This is a genomic window from Afipia dichlorophenoxyacetatis (genome assembly GCF_055386385.1).
Map to the genome: position 1 here is coordinate 4,852,363 of NZ_AP029250.1, position 22,545 is coordinate 4,874,907.

Consider the following 22,545-nt stretch of genomic DNA (forward strand, 5'->3'; position numbering starts at 1 on the left):
TGCCTTCACTTAAACCGACGGATGAAGCAGAGCGAGCATTAAATTTGAGCTTTAAGGTCTATTTCGCCTCACTTACCTGAAAATCACCTCGCCGATGAGAAACGCACATCTGGCTCCGTGAAACGAAGCCATCTCCGTCCTGGTAACGCTGCGAGAGCACGTCAGACTTTTAGTATCGTGCTTCCCTCGCCTCGTTTGAGGTTACCGGCGAAAATCGGGAAGCTGATCAATCGCCAATTTATCGGCACAGGAGATTCCGTGCTTCGCCATCTCCTCTGCGAGGCCCTTGTCAGTCAGGTCGAGGGGGTCCGAGTGCTTCCAATCGTGCTCAAAGACGTTGGCCATTCTGCCAACAACAGTGTTGGAATCCGTCTCAATCGCGAGCTCGCGCCGCGAGTCGAAGCTGCCAGGCGTCAAATTAATCGAACCAACAATTGATCGACGCTCATCCGCCAGAAGCATCTTTCCATGCAGCTTGAGGTGCTTCAAGCGATGGATCTTGGCGCCGACATCCTCCAGGATACGCAACCCGCCAATCCCCTCGACCATCTTTTCCGTGCTAATCTTGTGTGAAGCCTTGGCCATGATGTGAACGTGCACGCCACGGTTAATCGCTCGGACCAATCGCTCAATGATGACCGTGTCTTGGTAGCGCTCGTTTTGAATCCAAAGCGTATGCTTCGCTGAGTCGATGAAATCGGCTATCCGCCGCCGGCCGTTGTTTGGACACCAGATGAGCAACGACTTCGGATCGGGTTCGAACGGCAGATGCATGAAATCGCGATTGAAGCACTCCACCATCTCGCGAACTTCCCGCTTCTTGGTCGTGATCACGGCATAATCCCGCGTCTCCATCAGACCCTGTGTCTCCCAGTTGAGCGATTCGACAAACCCAATTTCATCATCGATCACCATAGATTTTTGATGAGTCAGTGCGAACTCAGGGCTGCTGTCCCGCACATCGATGCCGGCCTCCATGAGCGCCTTTCGAGCAGCTTCGTTGTCGTTCTTTCCGTTGCGCCGGGCCGGATTCAGCATGACCCGCACGTGAACACCGCGCTGCCTGGCTCCGATGACCGCATTAAGCAAAGTCGGATCGGTAAATAGAAACATGCGCACGTTAAGCGATTTTTTTGCGTCCTCGATCGGAGCAACGATGGCATCAGCGGTATCGTCGGGTAAAACGATCAACGAATGAGACATGGCTTATTTGTCCTGAATACTGTCAACGAGAATAGTGGGACGAGCTGGCTCGTTTTGAATTCGATGCAGTTCAGCATAGACGCCCCCGCGCGCGATCAATTCATCATTTGATCCCTCCTCGATGACCTGACCATCTTTGAGCACGATGATTTTGTCCGCATCCCTGAGGGTATTGAGCCGATGCGCGATCATAATGACGGTGCGCCCTTGCATGAGGCGCTCCAGTCCCTTGATGACCAGTTGTTCCGATTCCGTATCCAAAGCTGCAGTGGGCTCATCCAGAATCATAATGGGCGAGTTGCGGATGACCGCGCGCGCGATCCCGATCCGTTGCCGCTGACCACCCGAGAGGGTGTCTCCGCGTTCGCCAACGAGCGTGTCGTAGCCATGCGGCATCTGCTGAATAAACTCGTGCGCATTGGCGATTTTGGCCGCGGCCACAATTTCCTCGAACGTCGCATCAGGCTTGCCGTAGGCGATGTTTTCACGAATTGACCCGCGGAACAGCACAGTTTCCTGGAGCACAAAGCTGATCTGATCCCGAAGCGCAGACAGCTTCACCGAACGAATATCTTTCCCATCGATCAGGATGCGTCCGCCGGTCGTCTCGTAAAACCGTGGAATCAAACTGAGTATGGTTGACTTTCCGGAGCCCGTCGGACCGACAATCCCGACAATCTGACCGGGACGGATCTCGAACGACACATCGCGTAGAACAGGCACATCCTCCCCGTATCGAAACTCGACTTTCTCGAATCGCACCCCTCCGGTCAGGCGCCCCGGATCCGTTGCACTCTCGGCGACGCGAATAATGTCATCCGCAGACAGAATGTTCTGAATACGCTCCAGCGCCACGGTCGTTTGCGCAATTGCGCTGGTCATGCTGGCAAGGTCTTTGACCGGCTTGAAAAACTTCGTCAGGTACGCGAGATAGACCGTAAGCGCCCCCGCCGTCATCGCGCCGGCAACAATCAAGGACGCTCCCCTCCAAAGAACAATGGCCGTGCAGCCCGCCACCACAACGTTGACGAGGGGGGACAGGATCGATTTGACCTGACGCGCACGAAGAGCTGCGTCGACAGCCGCATGGCTGACCACCTCGAGGCGAGCAACTTCCAGGTCTTGGCGGCCAAAGGCTTTGACAGCACGGACTGAGCCAAGCCCCTGCTGAACGACCGATAGAATCTCACTCTGTTTTGCACGGACAATCCGGGTGACATCTTTGACCGCCTTCTTTAAGCGCATCACGAAGACCAAGAGGAATGGCGCAACGCCCAGCGCGATCAAAGTGAAGTCCCAGTTGAGCCAGAACATCAAGCCGACCATGAATACGATGGTGAGGAGATCAACCAGAATATCGAGTGTCGACGATGAGGCAAATTCCTGAAGGGTGTCCACATCCGTCATGATGGTCGAAATCAGCGATCCGACCTTGGCGTGGTCGTAGTACCGCAGGGAAAGCCGGTGCAGATGCTGGTAGATGCGAAGGCGCAAGTCGTTCGCGATCCATTGACCGATATTTGTGGTGTAATAATTATCGATGTAAGTCGCGATGGCGCCGACCACGGCTATCGTGATGGTCGCCAGGCCGGCAAAGAGCGCGACGCCCATCGTGTGACGGCCAATTCCATAGTCATGAGCCCATGCAAGCCAGTCGGGTAACCGATGCTGTCCGACGGCATCATCGATAACCAGCTTAAGCGTCCACGGAGCTGCGAGACTTGCGACGATCTCAATCAGCATCGCGATGAACACGATGCAGAGCCGTCCCCGATATGGGCGGAGCAGATCAATGATCAGTCGTGCCATGGCCAGAGCGCCCGCTTGAAATATTGGGATGCCGTTCCAATACCGGGCGGTCTGGGGTCGTTCAAATACCGCTTCGATATATGGGTATCGCCGGCAGATATGGCACGCAGTCGTGTTTAGATACGCTGGCCGGACCAGCTCCGCTGGGTGCCCCCTCAACCACCAGGCCGTGGCGGTGTGTGCGAGACTTCAGGCTTTTAATGCTGCAATTGCGGCCGTCATCACCCCGATTAATCGGTCAAACGGCACGCGATACTGAGCTGAATGCATCTACGACCAAAACAGCGATCTATCGGAACTTGCTATCGCGACATTCTCAGATGCCAGAGAGGCGACACCCAGCATGCACAATCAAATTGTAGCGGGACGCCGTTGACGCCGTCGAGCGGGCACACGACATATCGTATACCGTGGGATCCAAGGTACTGCCCAAGCCCTGTCCAAGTCACTGCTCAGGAAAATGATATGAACGCGCCGCCCAACATCGATCCCGCCACCGCGCATTCTGACAACGATGTTATCCATTGGCTGACAAACCACACCCGCGATCAGCGCTTCATCGACAATATCTTTGCGGAGATGTGTCTCCGGCTGCAGCGCGCGGGCATTCCCCTCAAGCGGGCATCGCTTCATGTCTTGATCCACCACCCGCAGTGGCTTGGCGCCCGATTCTTGTGGGCCGACGGGATGCGCGAAGCCATAATTGAGGGCGTCGACTACGACGTCAGGGAGCGATCCGAATATATCGACAGCCCCGCCAACGAGATCCACAACGGCGCCACCGAGGTGCGCGAAAATCTCGAAGGTGATCCCTCATTGGGCCGCAAGCACGCGCTCTATGATGAGATGCGCGCGAAAGGCTTGACCGATTATGTGGCGTGGCCGCTGTACCATACGCTCGGCAAGCGGCATCTGGTTACGTTTGCGACCGACCAGCCAGGCGGTTTCGAAGCCGCACACATCGCCAGCTTGCAGAAACTATTGCCGATTCTGGCGCTGGTCAGCGAAATTCGCATCAAAAACCGGCTGGCGCGAACGCTGCTCGAAACCTATGTCGGGTCGCATGCCAGCGAGCTTATTCTGGCCGGGGCGACCACGCGCGGAAGCGGGACGACGGTGCGTGCCGCCATCATGATCTGCGACCTGCGCGATTTCACGAGAATCTCGGACAACTGGCCGCGCGATGACGTCATCGATCTTCTCAACGCCTATTTCGATGTGATGTCGGAGCCGATTGTGAGGCATGGCGGAGAAATATTGAAATTCATCGGCGATGGTCTGCTCGCCATTTTCCCGCTCAGCCATCCGGACGCCTGCGCCAATCTGCTGCGCGCGGTGAGCGAAGCCCGTCAGGCGATGGCCGCGCTGAACGCAAAGAATAGCGAAACCGGCCGTGCGCCGCTGAATTACGGCATCGGTGTCCACATTGGAGATGTCATGTATGGCAATATCGGATCGCGCACGCGGCTCGACTTCACGGTCATCGGTCCGGCGGTCAACATGGCGTCACGTCTCGAAGGCTTCACCAAGCAATTGGGCAAAACGGTGCTGATGTCCCGCGCATTCGCCGAGTTCGTCGAAGGCGATTTCGCTTTCGAACGGGTGGGAGAATATCCGGTCCGCGGCTTCAATGACCCCATCGAGCTGTTTGCGTATAACGGATAAACTCGATCCATCGAAGTTGACGAGGTGGACCGACGGGATGGCAGATCGGTCCTAGACTCAAGTCGATGGAATAGACGTCATCCTGACGTCTGATTGATGAACGCTTCCCGAAACTTCGCGATATCGTCAGCGTTGACGTCCGAGACAGCCCAGAAATTCAACCCATCCTTGGTCCAGTTCGCCATGTTGTAGCCGTCACGCGTTGCCGTCGTCGCGGTGGCAGACGCTGCAGGCCAGACGAACACGTTGATGAAATGCCCCTGCCGCCGATAAACCAACGCGGCGACAACCCGGCCGCCGATGTAGTCGACGCGGCCTCCCACCAACGGAAAGCCTTGCGACGCGAGATCGACCACCGGAGGTGAAAAGTCGATCTTGCCATTGAACCACGGCTTGACGGTGTGCCGATCCGACGTTGCAACGTCCGTCAGATGGTCGACCAGGAGGGACCGCACATGGCTTGCAACAACCTCGTCCTGAATCGATGAACGATCCTGCGGTAATGACACCACCAGAAAAAGACTTGCAGCAAGCGCTGCCAGCGACGGCACGAACAGCCATTGTTTCGCGCGATCAAAAATCCTGAACATCTGGCCCCTTGTCGCACCGGCCGGCGATCGCGACTGCGTTGCCGCTTCACGCTCAATGGCCGCAAGGACTTGAGCACGCACATGCTCTGGCGTCCGCCAGCGCACACCCGTCTGTGCGACAGTTTTTCTCAAAGCTTTAAACCCTTCGAGTTGGTTCGAACAATGTGAACAGGACGCAAGGTGTTGTTCGAAGTGCAACGAATGCGACGCATCGAGCTCGCCGTCCAGGAAGCCGTGAAGTGTCAACTCCCATTCGGCGCATGGTTTTGTGTCGGAAGAAGTCACGTTCCCTCCTGACTACAGATGTCTTGATCATTCATTTCCTGGCGCCATGCCGTCTGAAATTGCGTCCGCGCACGCGCCAGCCGCGACATCACGGTGCCGATCGGCACCTCTGCAATCTCCGAAATCTGGCGGTAGGACAATCCTTCCAGTTCACGCAACACCAGCATCTCGCGCAGCGCCCGCGGCAACTTGCTTAAGACATGGCGGACTGCGTCGGACTCGGTTCTCCGCAACAGCGACATTTCCGGATTGTCGTCCTCCGAGGCGACATCGCAGGTCATATCGTCTTTGGTGCCATTGTCGTGAGCATCAGCCTCCAGACGCATCTTGCGCCGGCGATCGAGCAACCAGTTGTGATAGCAATTGCGCACGATTGCGAAGATCCAGGCGCGCGCATCGCCGCCCTGGTATCCCTCGAAGCTTCGATAGGCGCGCAGAAATGTCTCCTGGACGATGTCCTGGGCGGCATCAGCATCCCTGCTGAGAAAGCGCGCGAAGTTATAGGCCGCATCGAGTTGAGGGACGATATCGCGCTGAAATCTGAGCAGCGTCTCATTCGAAACGGCTGGTCGGGCTCGCGCCACATGATCCAGCCGGCTGGATGCCGATGCCATGGACGCCATGATGGATTGAAGCCCAACCCCTCTGACACTGGAAATCTTCTCCGCCAGATATGCGAGCATCATGTCCACGAAAGATCGCGGGATCCTCCAGTCGGTCACCCGTGGCGCGTTTATGACGGACACATGTTGCATCATGTTGGCTGGCTGCCTTGGTCAATGTCGAAGACGTAAATATCGAAGACGGTCAGGGATAGAGCCCCCGGTATTGGGGTAGACCGCCCTCCCGGCCGATTTATTCCCGGTCCGGGGAAAAATATGCGGCTCGCAAAATATTTGCTCGGCCAAGAATAAACGGCGCGCACTGCTGGTCTCCGTGGGTGGATGCACTGTTCATTCCGAACTTTGCTCCTGATCCAATTCGAATTCATGGAGAACACCAATGTTGACCATGTCCCGCCGGGGTGTCCTGGCATCAGCAGCGATGGCTGCTGCCTTCGGACTGAACAATAGGAAGCTGGCCTTTGTTCAACCGGCTCACGCTGAAACACCGCTTGAGCCTACGACCGGCTTCTACAAATACAAGGTCGGATCCGTCGAGGTGACCGCTGTCTATGACGGTATCTGGCGCAAACCCCATGATCCTACTTTCATCAAGAACGCCTCGGTCGAGGAAACCAAGGAGGCACTTGCCAAGGCAGGCTTGACGACGGAATTCATGCCGATCCCATTGACGGTGATCGTTCTCAAGATCGGCGACAAGCATATCATGGTCGATGCCGGATCGGGTGTCGGCCAATGGCAGGCGAATGCAACACATCTTCCGGCCAATATGAAAGCGGCGGGCATCGACCGTGATCAGATCAACACGATCCTGGTTTCGCATTTCCATCCCGACCATGTCTGGGGATTGATGGAGAAAGGTACCAACACCGCCGTCTTCCCCAATGCCGAACTCATCGTCAACAGCACCGAGTACAACTGGTGGACGGAGCCGGGCCGGGTCGAGAAACTGGCGGAAGGCCGCAGGGCTGCCGGCAAACGGATCGCCGATGTTTTCCCGACGTGGAAGAATTGGAAGCTGGTGGAGGACAACGCTGAAGTCGCACCCGGTGTGCGAATCCTCGCTGCACCCGGCCACACGCCCGGCCACTCGGCGTTCCTCGTCACCTCGGGCAAAGAGCAACTGATGGTGTCGAATGACATGATGTATGTGCCTGCCCTGCTGGCACCGCATCCGGAATGGCAAGGCGCCTACGATCAGGACGGCGCGACCGCCGTCGCCACGCGCCGCAAACTCGTCGACCGCGTCATTGCCGACAAGATGATGATTTGCGGCGCCCACTTCCCGTTCCCCGGCTCAGGCACATTCGTCAAGGACGGGAACGCCTACGCCTTCACTCCTGTGAGCGTCGGCTGAATCGAGACTAGGAGAGAGAACCATGAGTACACGAAAGACACTCCAAACCCTTGCGCTTGTGATCCGCATCGGCCTCGCACCGCTTCTGATGTCAACCTCAGCCCATGCGGTCGACAACATGTCGTCGACCGACGCGCCCGACCTCACCTCTGTTCGCGCCAAGATCAAGGCACAGGACTATACGGCCGCTCTCGCCGAGTTGCGGGATCTCGCCGAGGATGTCCAGCAGGCTGATGTCTACAATCTGCTCGGCTTCACCCTTCGCAAGACCGGCGACTACAAGACGTCGCTGACCTATTACACTAAGGCGCTTGAACTCCAGCCGGACCACAAGGCAGCCCGCGAATATCTCGGCGAGCTCTACATCGAAACCGGAAATATGGACAAGGCGAAGGAGCAGCTCGCCATCCTGGCGAAACTCTGCCCAGGCGGCTGCGAAGAGCGCGAAGATCTCCAGAAAGCTATCGGCGCTAAGTCAGCCAGCAAATAATCACAAAGGGGGCGGCTCGATCGCCCCCTTTTGCCCTCAATGCGACGACGTGGAAAGCAGATGCCATGAACGCGATAAGCAGCACCCAACGCACGATGCTTTACGACACCGTCTTGCTGATCAGCCGGCTTTTGCTTGCGTGGATATTCCTTCATGAGGGCGCGTTTCTCGTCGCGAACTTTGATTCCGCCTCGGCATCCATGTCCAAAATTGGTGTCCCGCCATATCTCCTCGTCGCGACGATCGCGCTACAGCTCGGTGCGGGCGCGTCGATCGCGGCCGGCTGGCATGCGCGATGGGGAGCACTGGCGCTGGGATTGTTCTGCCTAGCGACTGCCGTCCTGTTTCACACCAATTTCTCCAGCCGCAACGAATTGCTGCATTTCGAGAAGGACCTCGCAATCGCTGGCGGCATGTTCGTCTTGATGGTGCATGGTCCCGGAGCCTGGTCCATCGACGGCATATGGCGACGAAGGACGCCAACCTGATACCGCATTGGGAACATCAGTGAACAGCGGCAGGTCGAGTTGAAGCGGCCTACCAAGTTGGCAAGGCAGACGCTCCTCTTAGCTCTCTCTTTTGACAGTATGACCCTGTCGAATTCCTGAACCGACACGCCGCAGTTTGGCACTCAAATCGAACGCTCCTCCGGCAGCGGTACCGCTATCGAAGGCTGACCATAACGTAAATATCTAAGGTTAATCAGCGGCTACCCGGTGAGCTGACATTCCCTTAACAATCGTTAAATGGCCCCATCAAAGGGAGGCGTTGCTTAACGACCACCTATCTCATTCACCACATGAAACATGCCAGATAAGGCATGATCGAATTTTGTTGGTTCCGCAGAGGTATGGATTAACTGCATTGCTTCGAATTGAATGAATAGCTTCCCATCGCGTGGTATTTGCAGCGCATCTCAAAAGAACACCTCCTCCAAGCGAGTACCTCATTGTCCCAGTCGAGCGCGAAATCGCGAAGTTTAGCTGCGATCCTTGGCGTTCTTTTCGAGCGAGGTCGCCGCAACGTCGCGCAGGGGCTCGCGGTCTCGATCCTCATACAAGCTGGCGGAGGCCTCGTTGCTTTCGCAATGTTTTCCCTAGCTGCTAGAGTTCTGTCGTCTGAAGATTTCGGACATCTGGCCACGTTGTTGAGCGTTAGCCAGATGGGAAGCATCATCGCGATTTTCGGGCAGGAAATGTTTATCCTGCGCTCGCTCAATCAATATACGGTCGCAGACCAGCCTGACCTCGCCAAAGGAGCATTGCTGTTTTCTACGGCGATCGTCTGCGTCGGGCCAGTTTTACTGAGCGTTTTAGCTGGCTTCGGATTTTTAGCCTTCGGTATTTCCCTCAAGCTCGTTACTGCGATGGGACTATTTCTCGTGGCGAGCTCGGTACTTGCGCTCACCAGCCACATCGCCCGGTCCATTGTCGGAATTATCACCTCGGACGGACTGCGGGAGGTCTTCTGGCGCTCGTTCGTCGCTGCTGTGCTGATCGCCATCATTCTCGCTGGTGGGACAGTTCAGATCGACACATTTTTCCTTATCGCCTCGGCAGCGATTAGCATTTCTGTTTCCATCCAGATCTTCGCCATCTGGAAGATGATACCAGCCAACATCGTTCGCGCAGCCCCGAGATGGCAAGTTCGCGATTGGTCAAAAATGTCTGTTGGGTTCTGGGTCTCGACAATTCTGGCGACCATAAATCAGTACCTGGACGTGGTCATTATCTACTGGCTGCTGGATCCAGTCGCCGCCGGCGCTTATTTTATTGCGTCCCGTCTGGCCAACATGTTTGCCACTATACTGTCTGCAGTTCACAGCTACGCGACGCGGCAAATACCCTCGTTGTATTTTTCCCAGCAATTTGACGATCTCAATCGGACGCTCAGATTGATGAGCGAGGTCGTACTGCTCTGCGTCCTGATCGGGGTCGCAATCATCGGATTTGGCGGGGAGAGAATTCTCGGCCTGTTCGGTCCCGCGTTCGTCACATATAAATGGACGCTGTTCATTCTGACCGTCGGCACGGCCGCCTATGCCGCCGGGGGACCGGCAACCGCTGTGTTGATGATCGCAGGCCACGAATCACGTTATCCGTGGATTATCGGGGGCAACGTGATTCTGAGATTTATTGGCTTCGCGATTTTGATTCCGATGTTCGGCCTGCTCGGCGCGGCGCTGTCCACGGCCTTGAGCCTGGTCATTGTGACGATCGTCCTTAATGTTCTCTGCCGTCGTTGGATCGGAGTGGATCCTTCAATTCTCATTCTGCTCCGCAAGCCCAACGGAAAATTCGCGGTGACCGGTCCGATTGTGACGCAGCCGCAGGGTAATCAACCGCAATGAACCTCATGCACAGCAGACCGGACATGAACCGGCGACGTCGCATCCTCCTCATTCAGACGCAGGCTGAAAACGCCGGTGCGCAGGAAATTTCCCGGCTCGTCTGCGCCGGACTAACTGCGCGCGGCTATGAGGTCCACAATCTTTTCTTCTATCGCAAGTCTTCGCACTTCGACGAGCAACCGAACACCTCCTACTGCGTCTCCAATCGACCTGGGAGCCCTCTTGCTTTCCTCCGGTTTCTCTACGCACTTCGGCAACAGATTCGGTCAAACCGCTGGGATGCGGTCCTCACGTTCCAACACTATGGCAATGCGATCGGCGGATTCGTTTCGAAGCTTGCAAGTCCGGCCCCAATCATTGCCAACCAGGTTTCGTCGCGCATAACCATGAACTGGCTTGTGCGCACCGCCGACAAGATCATGGGTAGCCTTGGTTTCTACACGTATATCACGGTGAACTCCCACGACCTGCAACGCGAGTATTCAAATTACCCGAAAGGCTATCTGAAACGAGTGGAATATGTCGCTCATGGGTTCGATCAGAAAACGACAGACATCTCACGATTCGATGCGCGGAAAATTTTCAATCTCCCTCAAGACGTCACTCTGTTGGGATCGGTTTCGAGGTTAAATCCCACCAAGCGTCTCGACGCCGCAATACGCCTACTTTCAAGCAAACCTGATTGGCACTTGGCGCTTGCAGGCCAAGGTCCGGACGAAGAGAGGCTGAGGGAAATAGCCAAGCAGATCAACGTATCGGACAGGGTCCATTTCGTTGGAGAGCTTTCTCCCAACGAGATCGGTAAATTTCTCGCCGGTCTCGACGTCTTTGTGTTTCCGACACAGGGCGAAACGTTTGGTCTTGCGGCCGTGGAAGCCGCCAGTGCCGGCGTTCCAACTGTAGCGGCGGACCTTCCGGTGTTGCGCGAAGTTCTTTCCTACGAGGGAAGACCGGCAGCGTTTTTTGTCGATGCGGCAGATGATGCGAAGTTCTTAGCGGCCGTGACGGAGGTTATTTCGAATCGGGAGCTCACGAAGGAACTGCAGGCGAATGCCAAGGGGCTGGCATCGCGATATTCTGTCGACACGATGATAAATGAGTACGTCCGTCTCTTGGACCATGCGTGCCAGTTACGCCCCCTTCAACGGGACAAAGCGTCGACATGATTATCGAGTTCAAATGCGACGCCGAGCGTCCCCGTAACTGGATGGCCCGACAGGTCATGACAATCGACGGCAAGCCCGTCGATGTTCAAGTTGCGTGGATCAAGACCGAGGTACCAAAGCCGACCGGGATGGACATGCTGTTCGAGCTCGAGCGCATGTTGCTACGGAAAGGAAAGCCGAGCGAAGCCGATCCCTTAAAAATTGCGACCAGTCATTCCTTACAGATTGATCGCAAACCGGACATCGTGATCGATTTCACGAACTCGACGCGCGCTCCCGAATACGGCGCATCTCTTTATCTGCGGCCACTCTATAATGGTATTCCTGGAGAAGATGGCGCACTTGCCGCGATCCTTTCCGGAGATCTGCCGGTCATCGAAATCGTCAACGATGTTGATGGGACTGTTCTCGATCGCGGTCAGCCATCGAACGAGGTTGCGGATGGCTTGAGCGGAGCGTTAGCAACCGTCATCGCGCGGACAATGACACTGCTTGAAGCAGTTTTGTCTGGACGTCCGAGACTAGTCCCTCAGATGACATATAACTCGCTCGGCAGCTCTCGAGCCCCAGCGTCGTATGTGTTACGCGGAATAGCCGACGCGATCGCAAAGCGAATATATCATCTCTGCTGCTTCTCGCCTCACTGGAAAGTCGCTTGGCGGCATACCGACGATGAAGGCGTTTGGAAACATGGAGACTTGTCCGGACCGCGCTGGCAGACGATCGCAGATCCTGGCTGTCGCTGCTATGCCGATCCCTTTCCTATCACATGGAAAGGCAGAACCTTCGTGTTCTTCGAGGATCTCGACCATCGCGCTGGAAAGGCTGCAATCTCCGCGATCGAGTTCGATTCGGCAGGACCGAAAGGCGACGTCATCCGAGTGCTGGAAGAACCGTGGCACCTGTCCTATCCGTTTTTGATCGAGGACGGCGGTGAGTTATGGATGATCCCGGAAAGCTTCGGAAACAATGATGTCGCTCTCTACAAGTGCATCGAATTCCCCGCCAAATGGGAACGCCAAGCGACGCTATTGTCCGGACTTTCGTTTTCGGACGCAACGATTACGCGACACGATGGTCTCTATTATCTCTTTGGCGCATCGCGAGACGGCGGTGGCGGATATTCGGACACACTGTCCATCTACTACTCGGAGCATCTGCTCGGTCCATGGCAGCCCCATGCCAGCAATCCTGTCCTCGTGGATCGATCCTGCGCGCGTCCCGCCGGAAACTTTGTCCGATTGAAAGGACAGCTTTGGCGACCGGTTCAAGATTGCAGGGACGGATATGGCGCAGCCCTTGGACTCGCTGAAATTATCGAGCTCTCACCAACGACCTTCAGACAGATCGTTCGACACACTGTCCAGCCGGAAACAACGCGCCGAGGAAGAAAGCTTCATACTTTGAATCGCAGTGGGCGCCTGGAAGTCATCGACGGCACCAGAATTCAGCCGAAACTGAGAGCCCACAGCTTTTAACGGCAAGAGTGCGCATGAGCGGCAGCGCCAGTCTTGAGAAGATATAGCCGATCGTCAGACCGGTCATGGAGCCGGCTATCTTGATAGCCGCGTCGAAAACCCTTCCGTGACGGGATGGCTCCATCAACTGGAGCAACTCGAACCCGATAGCAGCTGAAATAACGATAGCAGCCGCAACTAAGATGCGGCGGGAATAGGCGGTCGAAAACAATAATCCAGCGAGAGCAAATGCAGCGAAGCGTTCGATCTGCGGCGACACTCCACTTTCCGGCCTCCAACCTAATGGCCCAATCGTAACGACCGCAATCGCGGCGAGGCAAAGCCACGCCAGGATGCGACATAGGGGTTCCACGATTTGGATGATTTCACCGGACGGCGTTCGGTCTTGCATCTGCAAACATACTCAAGTGGCGGGCATCAACTGCTGTGGTCTAACACTTACGCACAAGCTGTCGAAAATTGTATCGGATCAGCACCACTCGCCGCTTAAAAGATTAGATAAAAATTGAACTATTCAGGTTAACGCGACGAGCATCGGAAATTTTCTTTGTTCTCGTCGCATTCTGAAAATGATTTAACCTCGATCGTATTTGTTACTCCGCGTCCCGTTTAACGTGCCCTCAAAGGCGCGTACAAATAGCGACGTTCTGGCATTTTCGACTTTTGGAACATGGCCAGCTACGCACCCGGAGCATCAGAGATGAACTCGATGAATTTGCCTCGCGATATCATTGCCGATTGGCAAGATCGCCATGAGCGCCTTTTTGGCCAACATGCAATCAAGCTCCAACATCGCTTGGCAGAAACCGGCCTATTCACGAGAGAAAGCGTCGGTAAACTAATCGAGCGCTGTCCAAAGTCTCACCTCGGACTTGAATCGGTCACCTTCGACGGCGAGACGCCAAAGCGCATTTATGGCGAGCTCGGTAACGCGACGGGGCTTGAGGCGATTGAAGCCATCGAGAAGGGGCGTATGTGGATGAACATACGCCGAGTGATGGACTGGGCACCGGAATACAACGACCTACTCAACAAAATCTTTTCTGAATTCGAAGGACGCTTGAATGGCATGAAGACCTTCAAGCGAAACATTGGTGTGCTGGTCTCCTCGCCGAACGCGAAAGTTCCTTATCACGCCGATATCCAGGGGCAGTCGCTTTGGCAAATATCCGGCGTCAAGCGTGTATTCATCTATCCCCGCTCTGACGTCTTCATGTCGCCGAAGAGCATTGAGAAAATACTTTTGCGCGAAACCAACGAGGACATGCCGTATCGGACCTGGTTTGACGAATATGCAACGGCTTTTGATTTGAATCCGGGCGAAATGCTCACCTGGCCCCTCTACGCACCGCACAAGGTCGAGAACCACAACTGCCTGAATATCTCCGTGACGATGGAGCACTGGACCAAGTCGATCTGGAATTCCTACGCAGTGCACTACGGGAATGGTGTCTTGCGACGCACGCTCGGTTTACAAAACACATCGGTCAGCGATCATGGACTGCATGTGTATCCAAAAGCAGCATCGGCCTTCTTGTGGAAAAAGATGGGCCGGCAAATCGATGGCGATGTCGTAAAGGTCCGCGATTTCAGAATCGCTCCCGAAAGTGCGAACGGACTCGCGAACATACGCTGAGCCGGCGCCCAGTACCTTGGAAGCATAATTCAAATGTTGGCACTCGACCGAAAATCTTTCCAGCTCGACGTGAGCATTCGCGTCGAGCCTGACTTTGATTTTTTGTCTGCCGAGTACCGCGCTTTCTACAATCTCAAGCGCGGGACTGCTTTCCAGGCACCGCTATGGCTTGATTCAATTCATCGCCAGTTGATGCCGTTTTTATCGGCACGACAGTACACAATAACGGTCAGAGACGGCGATAATGCACTCGTGGCGGTGATCCCGCTGGTCCTTCAGCGATCGGCGGGGATCACAATTCTACAACCCGCCGATTTTGGGGTTTGCGACTACAACGCCATCGTTGCAGATTCGTTGACCTTGGAGTTGCTGGCTTCCGACCCATCCGTTCTGGATCGCGTAGATCAATTGCTCGACGTTGCGGATGCATTGTTCTTTCGCAAAATAAGAGACGATGGCTTCGACGCCCGCCGGCTATTTAAAAGAACAGTAGCCAGCCCTAACGAGAACGCGGCTTATCACAGCGAAACCGGACCGGATTTCGAACAGTGGCAACGCCGCACGGTCAGCAGGAAATTTTCCAAGGAGCTCGGCAGACTGGCTCGACAGGTTGAGCGCGAGTTCGGTCCGTATGAACATCGGCCTGCGCAAACCGAAAGCGAAATCCGCGAGGCGTTCAAATTTCTCAAAGACGCCAGGAAGGGTCGCTTCGATGAGGATTTTCTGAACAACGATATATATGAGAAATTCTATTGCAACTTCGCCATTGCCGGAATGGCCTCAGGCGAGGCAATCACTTATGTCAGTTATCTCGCTGGAAAGCCGGTAGCCGTTCTGTTCGGCCCGGCATACGAGGACGAATTTCATGCCGTCCTGATCGGCGCCGACATGCAGCGGTTAGGCAAATACTCAATCGGCATGCAACTGCTCTATCGCGTCATCAAGTATCGATTCGACCGCGGGCTGCATCGCCTCGATATGGGCTTGGGAAATACCGGATATAAATCCCAATTCCGCGTCGAGGAAACCAGACTTCACAACTTTACGTCTTCACGCTCATTGGCTGGATCAGCAGTTTCATTCGTCTACCACCGCGCGAAGCCGCTCAAGACCGCGTTGAGACGGCTTTCGCCGCGCTTGCGTTGATTGCTCCCAACAGGACGCCCAACGTGACGATTGCCACAGCGATTCACAAGTTCATCGATGTTCGGAAGAGCCCGGCGTTGCGCGGCATCGCGGGCGTGTTCGCTCTCCGAATGACCATCACGATCCTGAACTTTGCGCTGATCTCCCTTGCGGCGCGAGTGCTAGGCGTATCCGCCTTCGGAACATACTCGATCCTGTTCAGCGCGGCAGGATTATTCAGCATCATTGCAACTGCGGGACAGCAGGTTCTCGTGATGCGGTTCTGGAACGAATATTCTTCAGCCGAACAGATGGGCTGCCTCAAGGGAGCCCTGCTCTTCAGCTGCGTCGTATGCCTGGCTGGAAGCATCCTCGTCGCAATCCCATTCTACGTCTGGCTTGTCATGGCTTATGACATGTCGATTGCGATCTCGATCACGCTCTATCTCGTTGCACTGTCCGTTTTGTTGACAACATCCCATCTCGTGCGAACAGCAGTCGGCGTTGGAACGGGCGATGGATTCGGCAACCTGTCGCTCGCGATTCCTCCGATCGTCTATCTCCTGCTTTGTCTCGGACATGGCACCGTCGCCGACGTCAGTGTTGTCTTCTTGCTGATGGCTCTGGGAGCTATCTGTTGCGTCGTATTTCACATCGTAACGCTTTGGCGAACTCTTCAGGGGCGTTTTCCGGGCTTCACGACAGCCAAGGCAGCCTACGATATACCTCTCTGGCGGGCACGATCGGTCAAGCTGTGGTTGTCCAACAGCCTCGAAGCTTCGAACCAATACATCGACGTGTTGATTATCGGCGCCCTGATGAATCCAGCAGTCGCCGGCGCTTACTTTGTAACCAGCCGTCTAGCCAACGCCTTTTCAATGGCGACGGACGCCATTCACATGTTCTCGACCCGCCACATTCCGGACCTGTACTATCGCCGGCAATTTACACAGCTGGGTTCATTGCTGGATACGGTCTCGGGCGTCACCTTGGCCGTCATCGCGGCCGGCATGATTGTTATTGCCGGCGGCGGCCATTGGATTCTCATGGCTTTCAGCAGTGCCTATGTGCCCTATCACGGCGCCCTCGTCGTGCTGTCCCTCGGCATGGCTGCTGTCGCCGCCGCAGGCCCATCGGGGTCGATTCTCATGCTGACCGGGCACGAAGGCCGTTACCTCAGCGTGATTGGACTGACCGTGCTGCTGCGGATGATGGGGTTCTGGATACTTATTCCCCATTTCCAGGTCATGGGTGCGGTCGTTGCGACCACGCTTTCATTCGTATGCATGGCCGTTTTGTTGAGAGTTTCGACTATTTCCTCCGCAAAGATCGATGGCTCGATTCTCCGCTTGATTTCCAGGTACTGGCGTCGCCCCGTAATCATGCCGGCGGAGTAATTTCCGCCTCGACATGGTCATCACATGGTCAGCGAGATTTTGTCAGAAGCAGGTACAAGGCCAGTGGGTTTGTCTTGATATAACGCCATCCGAGGCGCCTCGGCTCAAGACATACTCTCCACAGCCATTCGAGCCCGGCATTCTGGATCCATAGCGGAGCCCGCCGTTTCGTTCCTGATAGAAAATCGAAGAGGCCGCCGGACGTCTTGATGACCCCGACGGAAGTGAGGCGATGGCGATTCCTGATGATAAATTTCTGTTCGCGCGGCACCCCCATCGAAACCCACAGGATGTCCGGCTCTAATTTTGCAATCTGATCACAAACTTCCGTTTCCTCATCATGATCTTTGAAATAGCCGTGGCGGCTTCCTACGATCGAGAGAGTCGGAAACCGCTCTTTCACGGACTTTACGGCTGCATCATTGGCTTCCTCGGTCGCGCCGAGCATGAACATCGTCGCGCCAGCAGCCTCAGCCTTGGCCGCCACGTCATAGAACAAGTCGGACGTCGCAACACGCTCAGGAAGCGGTACGACACCGCGCAGCCGAGACACGAAGACATGCGACATGCCGTCGGCATGGATGGCATCGGCTTTCAAGAACAGCGAGCGCTCGGTCTTATCGACCGCGCATCTGTAGGTCACCTCGCCGTTCGTTGATGTGATGTAGGCCGGGTAGCGCCATAGTCCACGCCGTTCCAACGAATGATCGACCATTGCCTTTGCCGATTCTTCGCGATCCACCGCGACCACGGGAAGTCCACCCAGCAAGACCTTCCGCCACCGATGAAACTGACTACGTCTGCGATCATTGGATGTCCGGCGGTCCTCTATTTCGAGGTCCTCCAACGCAGATTGTGTCGCTTGATACGTCATAACGCGACGATCTTCACCGACCAAATCGCGTCGTTCCCTATTCTTGGAATTCGCAACCACCACAAACTTCCTCACGCATGGACGAACGGCGTCCAAGTTCCTGCGCATTTTATGGACAACCGAGACGCGAAACCAGCGCGTCTGCGAGAACGTGAAAGAATAGTTAACGCATCGTCGCGCTGACCGCATGATTCAACACCATGGAGTTAATACTAACCGGGGTTACCTGTGACGGATCGCAGACTATTTCGCTATGGAATAGCTATGTTCCACGCGAAGTAGCGACGTAAAAGAACGGCAAGCCATGGATAGCAAGTACGTCCTCGTCACGGGCGGCGCTGGATACATCGGGAGTCATATGACGCTCGGTCTGCTGGATGCCGGCGCTAAACCTATTGTGGTCGATAATCTTTCGACAGGCGTCAGATCAGCCGTCCCCTCATCCGTTCCCTTCTTTCACGGCGACTGTGGCGACGAAGCCTTGCTCGACGGCATCATGAAAAACTACGATGTCGATGCGATCGTGCATTTTGCAGCGAACATTATCGTTGCAGATTCGTCCGTGGATCCTTTGGGCTATTACAGAAACAACACCGTCAACGCTCGCGCGCTGATTGATACAGCGGTCCGGAACGGTATTCCGCATTTTGTTTTCTCATCGAGCGCCGCGGTTTATGGAGAGCCGAACACCGCGATCATTTCCGAAGATCATCCGACGAACCCGATCAATCCCTACGGACGATCCAAGCTGATGGTCGAGTGGATTCTGGCGGACGTCGCGAAGGTTTATCCGGTCAACTATGCGGCGCTCCGCTATTTCAATGTCGCAGGCGCCGATCCGAACGGCAGGACCGGTCAATCTTCGATCAAGGCGACTCATCTGATCAAAATCGCCGTCCAGGCCGCGTTGAAGAAACGGCCGGGCATGGATATTTTTGGTGACGACTACCCGACATCCGACGGCACCTGTGTGCGCGACTATGTCCACGTGGAAGATCTCGTTCAAGCGCACCTAGCGGCGCTGACTTACTTGAGGCGCGAAAAGAAGAACCTGATCTGCAACGTCGGCTATGCAAACGGGTTCTCCGTCCAGGAAGTCATTGAAGTTGTCAAGAACGTCTCAGGTGTCGACTTCGAAGTCAGGGTACAGAACCGACGCATCGGCGACCCCTCTACCCTCGTCGCATCAAATCAAAGGGCTACGGAGATGCTGCAGTGGTCTCCCCGCTATGATGATCTTGAAACTATCGTGCGCCACGCGCTGGAGTGGGAACGTCGACTTTAATTGTACGAGCGGATGTTGAGGTGGGACGGAGAGGCTTACACAAAGGCTTCGACGGGCATACCGGGAACGCCCTTCAATCCACTCAGACGATCGAGTCGTCGTTGATTGCAGGCATTCCCAGGTCGCCCCGCAGGCTCCGCGTCGTTTTTTATCAGTACGGCGCTGATCAAAGCGGCGCATGTGCCGGATCAAAGGATGCGGCATTGGATGAGGTCGGCCGGAGCCAAAGAATGAAAAGCGCGCCTAACGTGAAGACGACGACGCCCCCCATTAGCGCGGGGTGATACGAGCCGGAGACGTCACGGATATGGCCTGTCAGCACACCTCCAACGCCGCTTCCGGCGGCAAAGAACGCAAGCTGGCAGCCATAGATCGCGCCATAGGATCGCAGACCGAAATATCGAGCAACGAGGAACGCCAGAATATCGACCTCTGCTCCCGCCGAGAATCCGAAGATCGCGGCCGCGACACCAGCCGATACAGTCGGCGAAAACGGTTCCTGCAGCAGCAGCACGCATGCAAGAGCAGGCACGGCAAGCGCAACAGCCGAGACATGGATCGGATTAAACCGGTCGAGCAACGCGCCGATCGCAATCCGGCCGAATAGCATCGCCAGCCCAATGATAGCAAAGAGATGCCGCGCGACATCGAGGGGCACACCGGTATCCACGGCCATCGGAACAAAGTGCACGAGGCACGAGCCCATACCAAGCACCAACAAGAATACTCCAACGCCGATCTTCCAGAAATTAGCCTGACGAACCGCTTGCGCCAGTGAAACACCCTTCACAATATGTCCGGCGACCGTATTGGAAGACCTATCGGCGAGCCGTTCCCTGAAGAAGAAGTAAGTGATTGGGATGGTGAGAAACGAAACACCGCTCAATGCCAGGAAACCTGACCTCCACCCAACATTCGCGATGAGCGGGCCGAGCGTTAATGGCGCCAACAAGGCAGCAAAGGCCGTACCGGTTAGAGTAAGCCCGAGCGCCAATCCGCGGTTGCGCTCAAAATAGGTCCCAATGGCACGCGTCCACACGATGCCGCTTGTTCCCACTCCACCAGCCGACAGCAAGAACCAGACAGTGTAGTACATGAGCAATGAGCCGTTCATTGCCGACAGTGCAAGGAACCCCAGCGTGAGCGATATCAATGACGCCAAAGCCACGCGTCGAACGCCAATCCGATCACACAGGCTACCGATGAATGGTGCCGCGAGAATGGTCGCGAGATTAATACAAGTTGACGCCCCGGCGATCTCGGCCCGCGACCAACCGAATTCCGCATGAAGCGGGGCCATGAACAATCCGATTGTCAATATCGGCAGCCCCAGGAGACCAACTCCGACTCCGAGCGCGGAAGCCGGGATGACTGCGCAGCCCTCACGACCACCTTCAGCTAAAAGGCGGCTCGACCACGTTCCTTGGCGTTGATCCAACAAGACATTTTCTCCCAATAATAGCTTTGAATCTACGTTCCGATTGACTTCCCTTAGAACAATCCAATGAGCGCGAAATGAAAGACGCTTGTTTAAGCAGTCGCGCACAAAGAATAAGACAATTAGGAAGCTTCGTTATTTATGTACATACTGTAGCTTTTTAACTGACTGTCAAGCATCTCTCCCAACAGCCATCAACCGCAGTAACTTTGGTCTGAGTGTAGACGTCCCGGACTTCGCCCGTTGCCGCAGAAGAAACAAGCGATCATGCGGATACATCGCGCGGGCCACGACTATTTTGTATCCGGCGATCTGTCAGCACGTCGCCGCGCCCGTCAGATTTCGCATGTAGAGGAGCCGTGAGATAGCTCTCGCCTCGGTCACGGCCCCACTAACCGCCTTCTCGCGCATGCACGCCGATCAGAACTTCACCGAGACACCGGTGTAAACGCTATTTTCAGTACAGCTCCCCACGTTGGCATTTCTGCACGTCAAAGAGTTGTTGTGATCAAGCCCATACTTGTTCTGCCAGTATCTATAGGCAACCCAGACGTCCAGGAGATGTGACCGTGTCGGCCCCCAGACCATCTTACTCGCGTCGAGCGTTACACGGATCGGCTCACTATTAAGTTCTATTTTTCGAGGGAGGTTGTTCGGAATGTGCAAATCCGTACCCGTCCCCTTTTCCCCGATCCAGGCTACCCTGCCGCTAATCGACAACGGGAGCTCCGGAGGGAGAAAACCGAGATCCATGTAGTAGTTTGTCTCGACGGTCCACGTACCATCGAAATCAAGGGTACCGCCGGGGAGCCCGGCATTCCCCAAGAACGAGTTGTGATTGTATTCTTTGTAATACATCGGAGCGATGTTGAAGTAGCCCTTGTAGGGAAGGTCGAACGCGAACTGCAGACCGGCTACACCGACTGTGCGCCGTGGCGCCGTGTAATTATTCTCAGTTTCGCCGTCGGCGCCCACTTCGAGAGACACATTGCGCAGCGGCCCCCAAGTGAACGAATTCGTTTGGAACACCTGGTTGAAACCGACTGTGCTCCGAAAGAATCCGAAGAATTCCGTTGCGCCCTCACAGCCTGTTGCACCGCCAACAGGACAGGGAGCGGCAGGATCATGCCTATCGGACTTTAACAGGTTCACGCCCAGCAAATTCGTTCCGTAAGCCCAAACGTCGAAGTGCGTGAACGAGACGATTTGCTTTGCGGTTTTACCTGGAACGCCGGGATCCGAACCTTCCGGCAGGTATGAGTAAGTCAGGCGGTTGTCATTCAGTGTGAAGAATGGCGCGTCGATCAAAGGAACCGCCTTCGTTGACACGGACGGCAAATCCGCGGCAACCGCCGCCTTCGTCACTCCGCAAATCAAGATTACTGCCGCTGCGCTTGTGAGTACGCTAACCCGAATTGTCATTCCACCCCCAAAAATAATTGACGTTTTAAACGCCCTCGCCGGCTCCCCGTCCGAGGACAAGACCACCCCAAAGCTAGCAGATTGCCAAATCGTCTGACAATCTCGTTTTTGCCTAAATGTTCATGATGTATGATAAAATTGTAGGCGAAAACTCTTTGCAACAAATGCGGGAATTGCCTGTTTTTGAAGCTTGTTTCACTTCTCTCAAGCCAATACGCCCAGCCCGAGCGCCGCTTCATCTGGCGATGCGCAAGATTGACAAATCGTATGACAATTATAAAGGTCGGATACGCACCTAGGCTAATAAGGCCTCCGACAAGGTGATTTGAGATCAGATCGAACCATAGCCGGC

The 22,545-nt window shown here is 55.4% G+C and carries 19 protein-coding genes; 11 read left to right on the plus strand and 8 right to left on the minus strand.

Going from position 1 to position 22,545, the window contains the following annotated elements; genetic code table 11:
• Window positions 1-201: 201 nt before the first annotated feature.
• Both ACZ5C3_RS22770 and ACZ5C3_RS22775 read right to left on the minus strand, forming a co-directional pair.
• Window positions 202-1,203, minus strand: coding sequence for a phospholipase D-like domain-containing protein (locus ACZ5C3_RS22770; protein WP_464033248.1), 1,002 nt, complete (start codon window positions 1,201-1,203; stop codon window positions 202-204).
• A gap of 3 nt (window positions 1,204-1,206) precedes the next feature.
• Window positions 1,207-3,012, minus strand: coding sequence for an ABC transporter ATP-binding protein (locus tag ACZ5C3_RS22775; RefSeq protein WP_464033250.1), 1,806 nt, complete (start codon window positions 3,010-3,012; stop codon window positions 1,207-1,209).
• A gap of 465 nt (window positions 3,013-3,477) precedes the next feature.
• On the opposite strand from ACZ5C3_RS22775, the gene ACZ5C3_RS22780 reads away from it, so the two are divergent.
• On the plus strand, window positions 3,478-4,677 hold the full coding sequence (locus tag ACZ5C3_RS22780; protein ID WP_464033252.1) for an adenylate/guanylate cyclase domain-containing protein: 1,200 nt from the start codon (window positions 3,478-3,480) through the stop codon (window positions 4,675-4,677).
• 77 nt (window positions 4,678-4,754) lie between these two features.
• Here the strand turns inward: ACZ5C3_RS22780 and ACZ5C3_RS22785 are convergent, their stop codons facing one another.
• Together ACZ5C3_RS22785 and ACZ5C3_RS22790 are read right to left on the minus strand one after the other, a co-directional pair.
• Window positions 4,755-5,552, minus strand: a complete 798-nt coding sequence (locus ACZ5C3_RS22785) for an anti-sigma factor family protein (protein ID WP_464033254.1) — start codon at window positions 5,550-5,552, stop codon at window positions 4,755-4,757.
• Entirely contained in the window at window positions 5,549-6,310 is a 762-nt protein-coding gene (locus ACZ5C3_RS22790) for a sigma-70 family RNA polymerase sigma factor (protein ID WP_464033255.1), read from the minus strand. Before ACZ5C3_RS22790 ends, ACZ5C3_RS22785 begins: the two co-directional genes overlap by 4 nt.
• A 244-nt stretch (window positions 6,311-6,554) precedes the next feature.
• Between ACZ5C3_RS22790 and ACZ5C3_RS22795 the strand changes: the two genes are divergently transcribed.
• From ACZ5C3_RS22795 to ACZ5C3_RS22820, 6 genes are all read left to right on the plus strand, one after another.
• Complete coding sequence (locus ACZ5C3_RS22795; RefSeq protein ID WP_464033257.1) at window positions 6,555-7,532, plus strand: MBL fold metallo-hydrolase; 978 nt, start codon at window positions 6,555-6,557, stop codon at window positions 7,530-7,532.
• A gap of 88 nt (window positions 7,533-7,620) precedes the next feature.
• A complete protein-coding gene (locus tag ACZ5C3_RS22800; protein WP_464038406.1) occupies window positions 7,621-8,022 on the plus strand; it encodes a tetratricopeptide repeat protein in 402 nt (133 codons plus the stop codon).
• Between the two features lie 65 nt (window positions 8,023-8,087).
• Window positions 8,088-8,510, plus strand: a complete 423-nt coding sequence (locus ACZ5C3_RS22805) for a DoxX family protein (protein ID WP_464033258.1) — start codon at window positions 8,088-8,090, stop codon at window positions 8,508-8,510.
• Window positions 8,511-8,971: 461 nt separating this feature from the next.
• Window positions 8,972-10,372 carry a lipopolysaccharide biosynthesis protein gene (locus ACZ5C3_RS22810; protein ID WP_464033260.1) on the plus strand — a complete coding sequence of 467 codons (1,401 nt, stop codon included), beginning with the start codon at window positions 8,972-8,974 and terminating at the stop codon, window positions 10,370-10,372.
• Entirely contained in the window at window positions 10,369-11,538 is a 1,170-nt protein-coding gene (locus ACZ5C3_RS22815) for a glycosyltransferase family 4 protein (protein ID WP_464033261.1), read from the plus strand. The genes ACZ5C3_RS22810 and ACZ5C3_RS22815 overlap by 4 nt, the downstream gene beginning before the upstream one ends.
• Entirely contained in the window at window positions 11,535-13,016 is a 1,482-nt protein-coding gene (locus ACZ5C3_RS22820) for a glucosamine inositolphosphorylceramide transferase family protein (protein ID WP_464033263.1), read from the plus strand. The genes ACZ5C3_RS22815 and ACZ5C3_RS22820 overlap by 4 nt, the downstream gene beginning before the upstream one ends.
• Here the strand turns inward: ACZ5C3_RS22820 and ACZ5C3_RS22825 are convergent.
• Window positions 12,967-13,275 carry a VanZ family protein gene (locus tag ACZ5C3_RS22825; protein WP_464033265.1) on the minus strand — a complete coding sequence of 103 codons (309 nt, stop codon included), beginning with the start codon at window positions 13,273-13,275 and terminating at the stop codon, window positions 12,967-12,969. The two genes, ACZ5C3_RS22820 and ACZ5C3_RS22825, sit on opposite strands and share 50 nt — an antisense overlap.
• Before the next feature lie 441 nt (window positions 13,276-13,716).
• On the opposite strand from ACZ5C3_RS22825, the gene ACZ5C3_RS22830 reads away from it, so the two are divergent.
• Genes ACZ5C3_RS22830 through ACZ5C3_RS22840 form a run of 3 tightly spaced genes read left to right on the plus strand, consistent with a single transcriptional unit; the run spans window position 13,717 to window position 17,174 of the window.
• On the plus strand, window positions 13,717-14,652 hold the full coding sequence (locus ACZ5C3_RS22830; protein WP_464033267.1) for a hypothetical protein: 936 nt from the start codon (window positions 13,717-13,719) through the stop codon (window positions 14,650-14,652).
• A 33-nt stretch (window positions 14,653-14,685) separates the two neighbouring features.
• Complete coding sequence (locus ACZ5C3_RS22835) at window positions 14,686-15,798, plus strand: GNAT family N-acetyltransferase (RefSeq protein WP_464033269.1); 1,113 nt, start codon at window positions 14,686-14,688, stop codon at window positions 15,796-15,798.
• A gap of 23 nt (window positions 15,799-15,821) precedes the next feature.
• Window positions 15,822-17,174 carry a lipopolysaccharide biosynthesis protein gene (locus tag ACZ5C3_RS22840; protein WP_464033271.1) on the plus strand — a complete coding sequence of 451 codons (1,353 nt, stop codon included), beginning with the start codon at window positions 15,822-15,824 and terminating at the stop codon, window positions 17,172-17,174.
• 28 nt (window positions 17,175-17,202) lie between these two features.
• Here ACZ5C3_RS22840 and ACZ5C3_RS22845 read toward each other — a convergent pair whose 3' ends face one another.
• Entirely contained in the window at window positions 17,203-18,048 is an 846-nt protein-coding gene (locus ACZ5C3_RS22845) for a WecB/TagA/CpsF family glycosyltransferase (protein WP_464033273.1), read from the minus strand.
• A 304-nt stretch (window positions 18,049-18,352) separates the two neighbouring features.
• Between ACZ5C3_RS22845 and galE the strand changes: the two genes are divergently transcribed.
• Window positions 18,353-19,333 (plus strand): UDP-glucose 4-epimerase GalE, encoded by a 981-nt coding sequence (gene galE / locus ACZ5C3_RS22850; protein ID WP_464033274.1) that lies wholly within the window; start codon window positions 18,353-18,355, stop codon window positions 19,331-19,333.
• Between the two features lie 166 nt (window positions 19,334-19,499).
• On the opposite strand, the gene ACZ5C3_RS22855 is transcribed toward galE, so the two are convergent.
• Both ACZ5C3_RS22855 and ACZ5C3_RS22860 read right to left on the minus strand, forming a co-directional pair.
• Window positions 19,500-20,879: an MFS transporter gene (locus ACZ5C3_RS22855; RefSeq protein ID WP_464044290.1), complete on the minus strand. Its 1,380-nt coding sequence runs from the start codon at window positions 20,877-20,879 to the stop codon at window positions 19,500-19,502.
• A 312-nt stretch (window positions 20,880-21,191) separates the two neighbouring features.
• Window positions 21,192-22,193 carry a hypothetical protein gene (locus ACZ5C3_RS22860; RefSeq protein ID WP_464033277.1) on the minus strand — a complete coding sequence of 334 codons (1,002 nt, stop codon included), beginning with the start codon at window positions 22,191-22,193 and terminating at the stop codon, window positions 21,192-21,194.
• Between the last annotated feature and the right edge of the window lie 352 nt (window positions 22,194-22,545).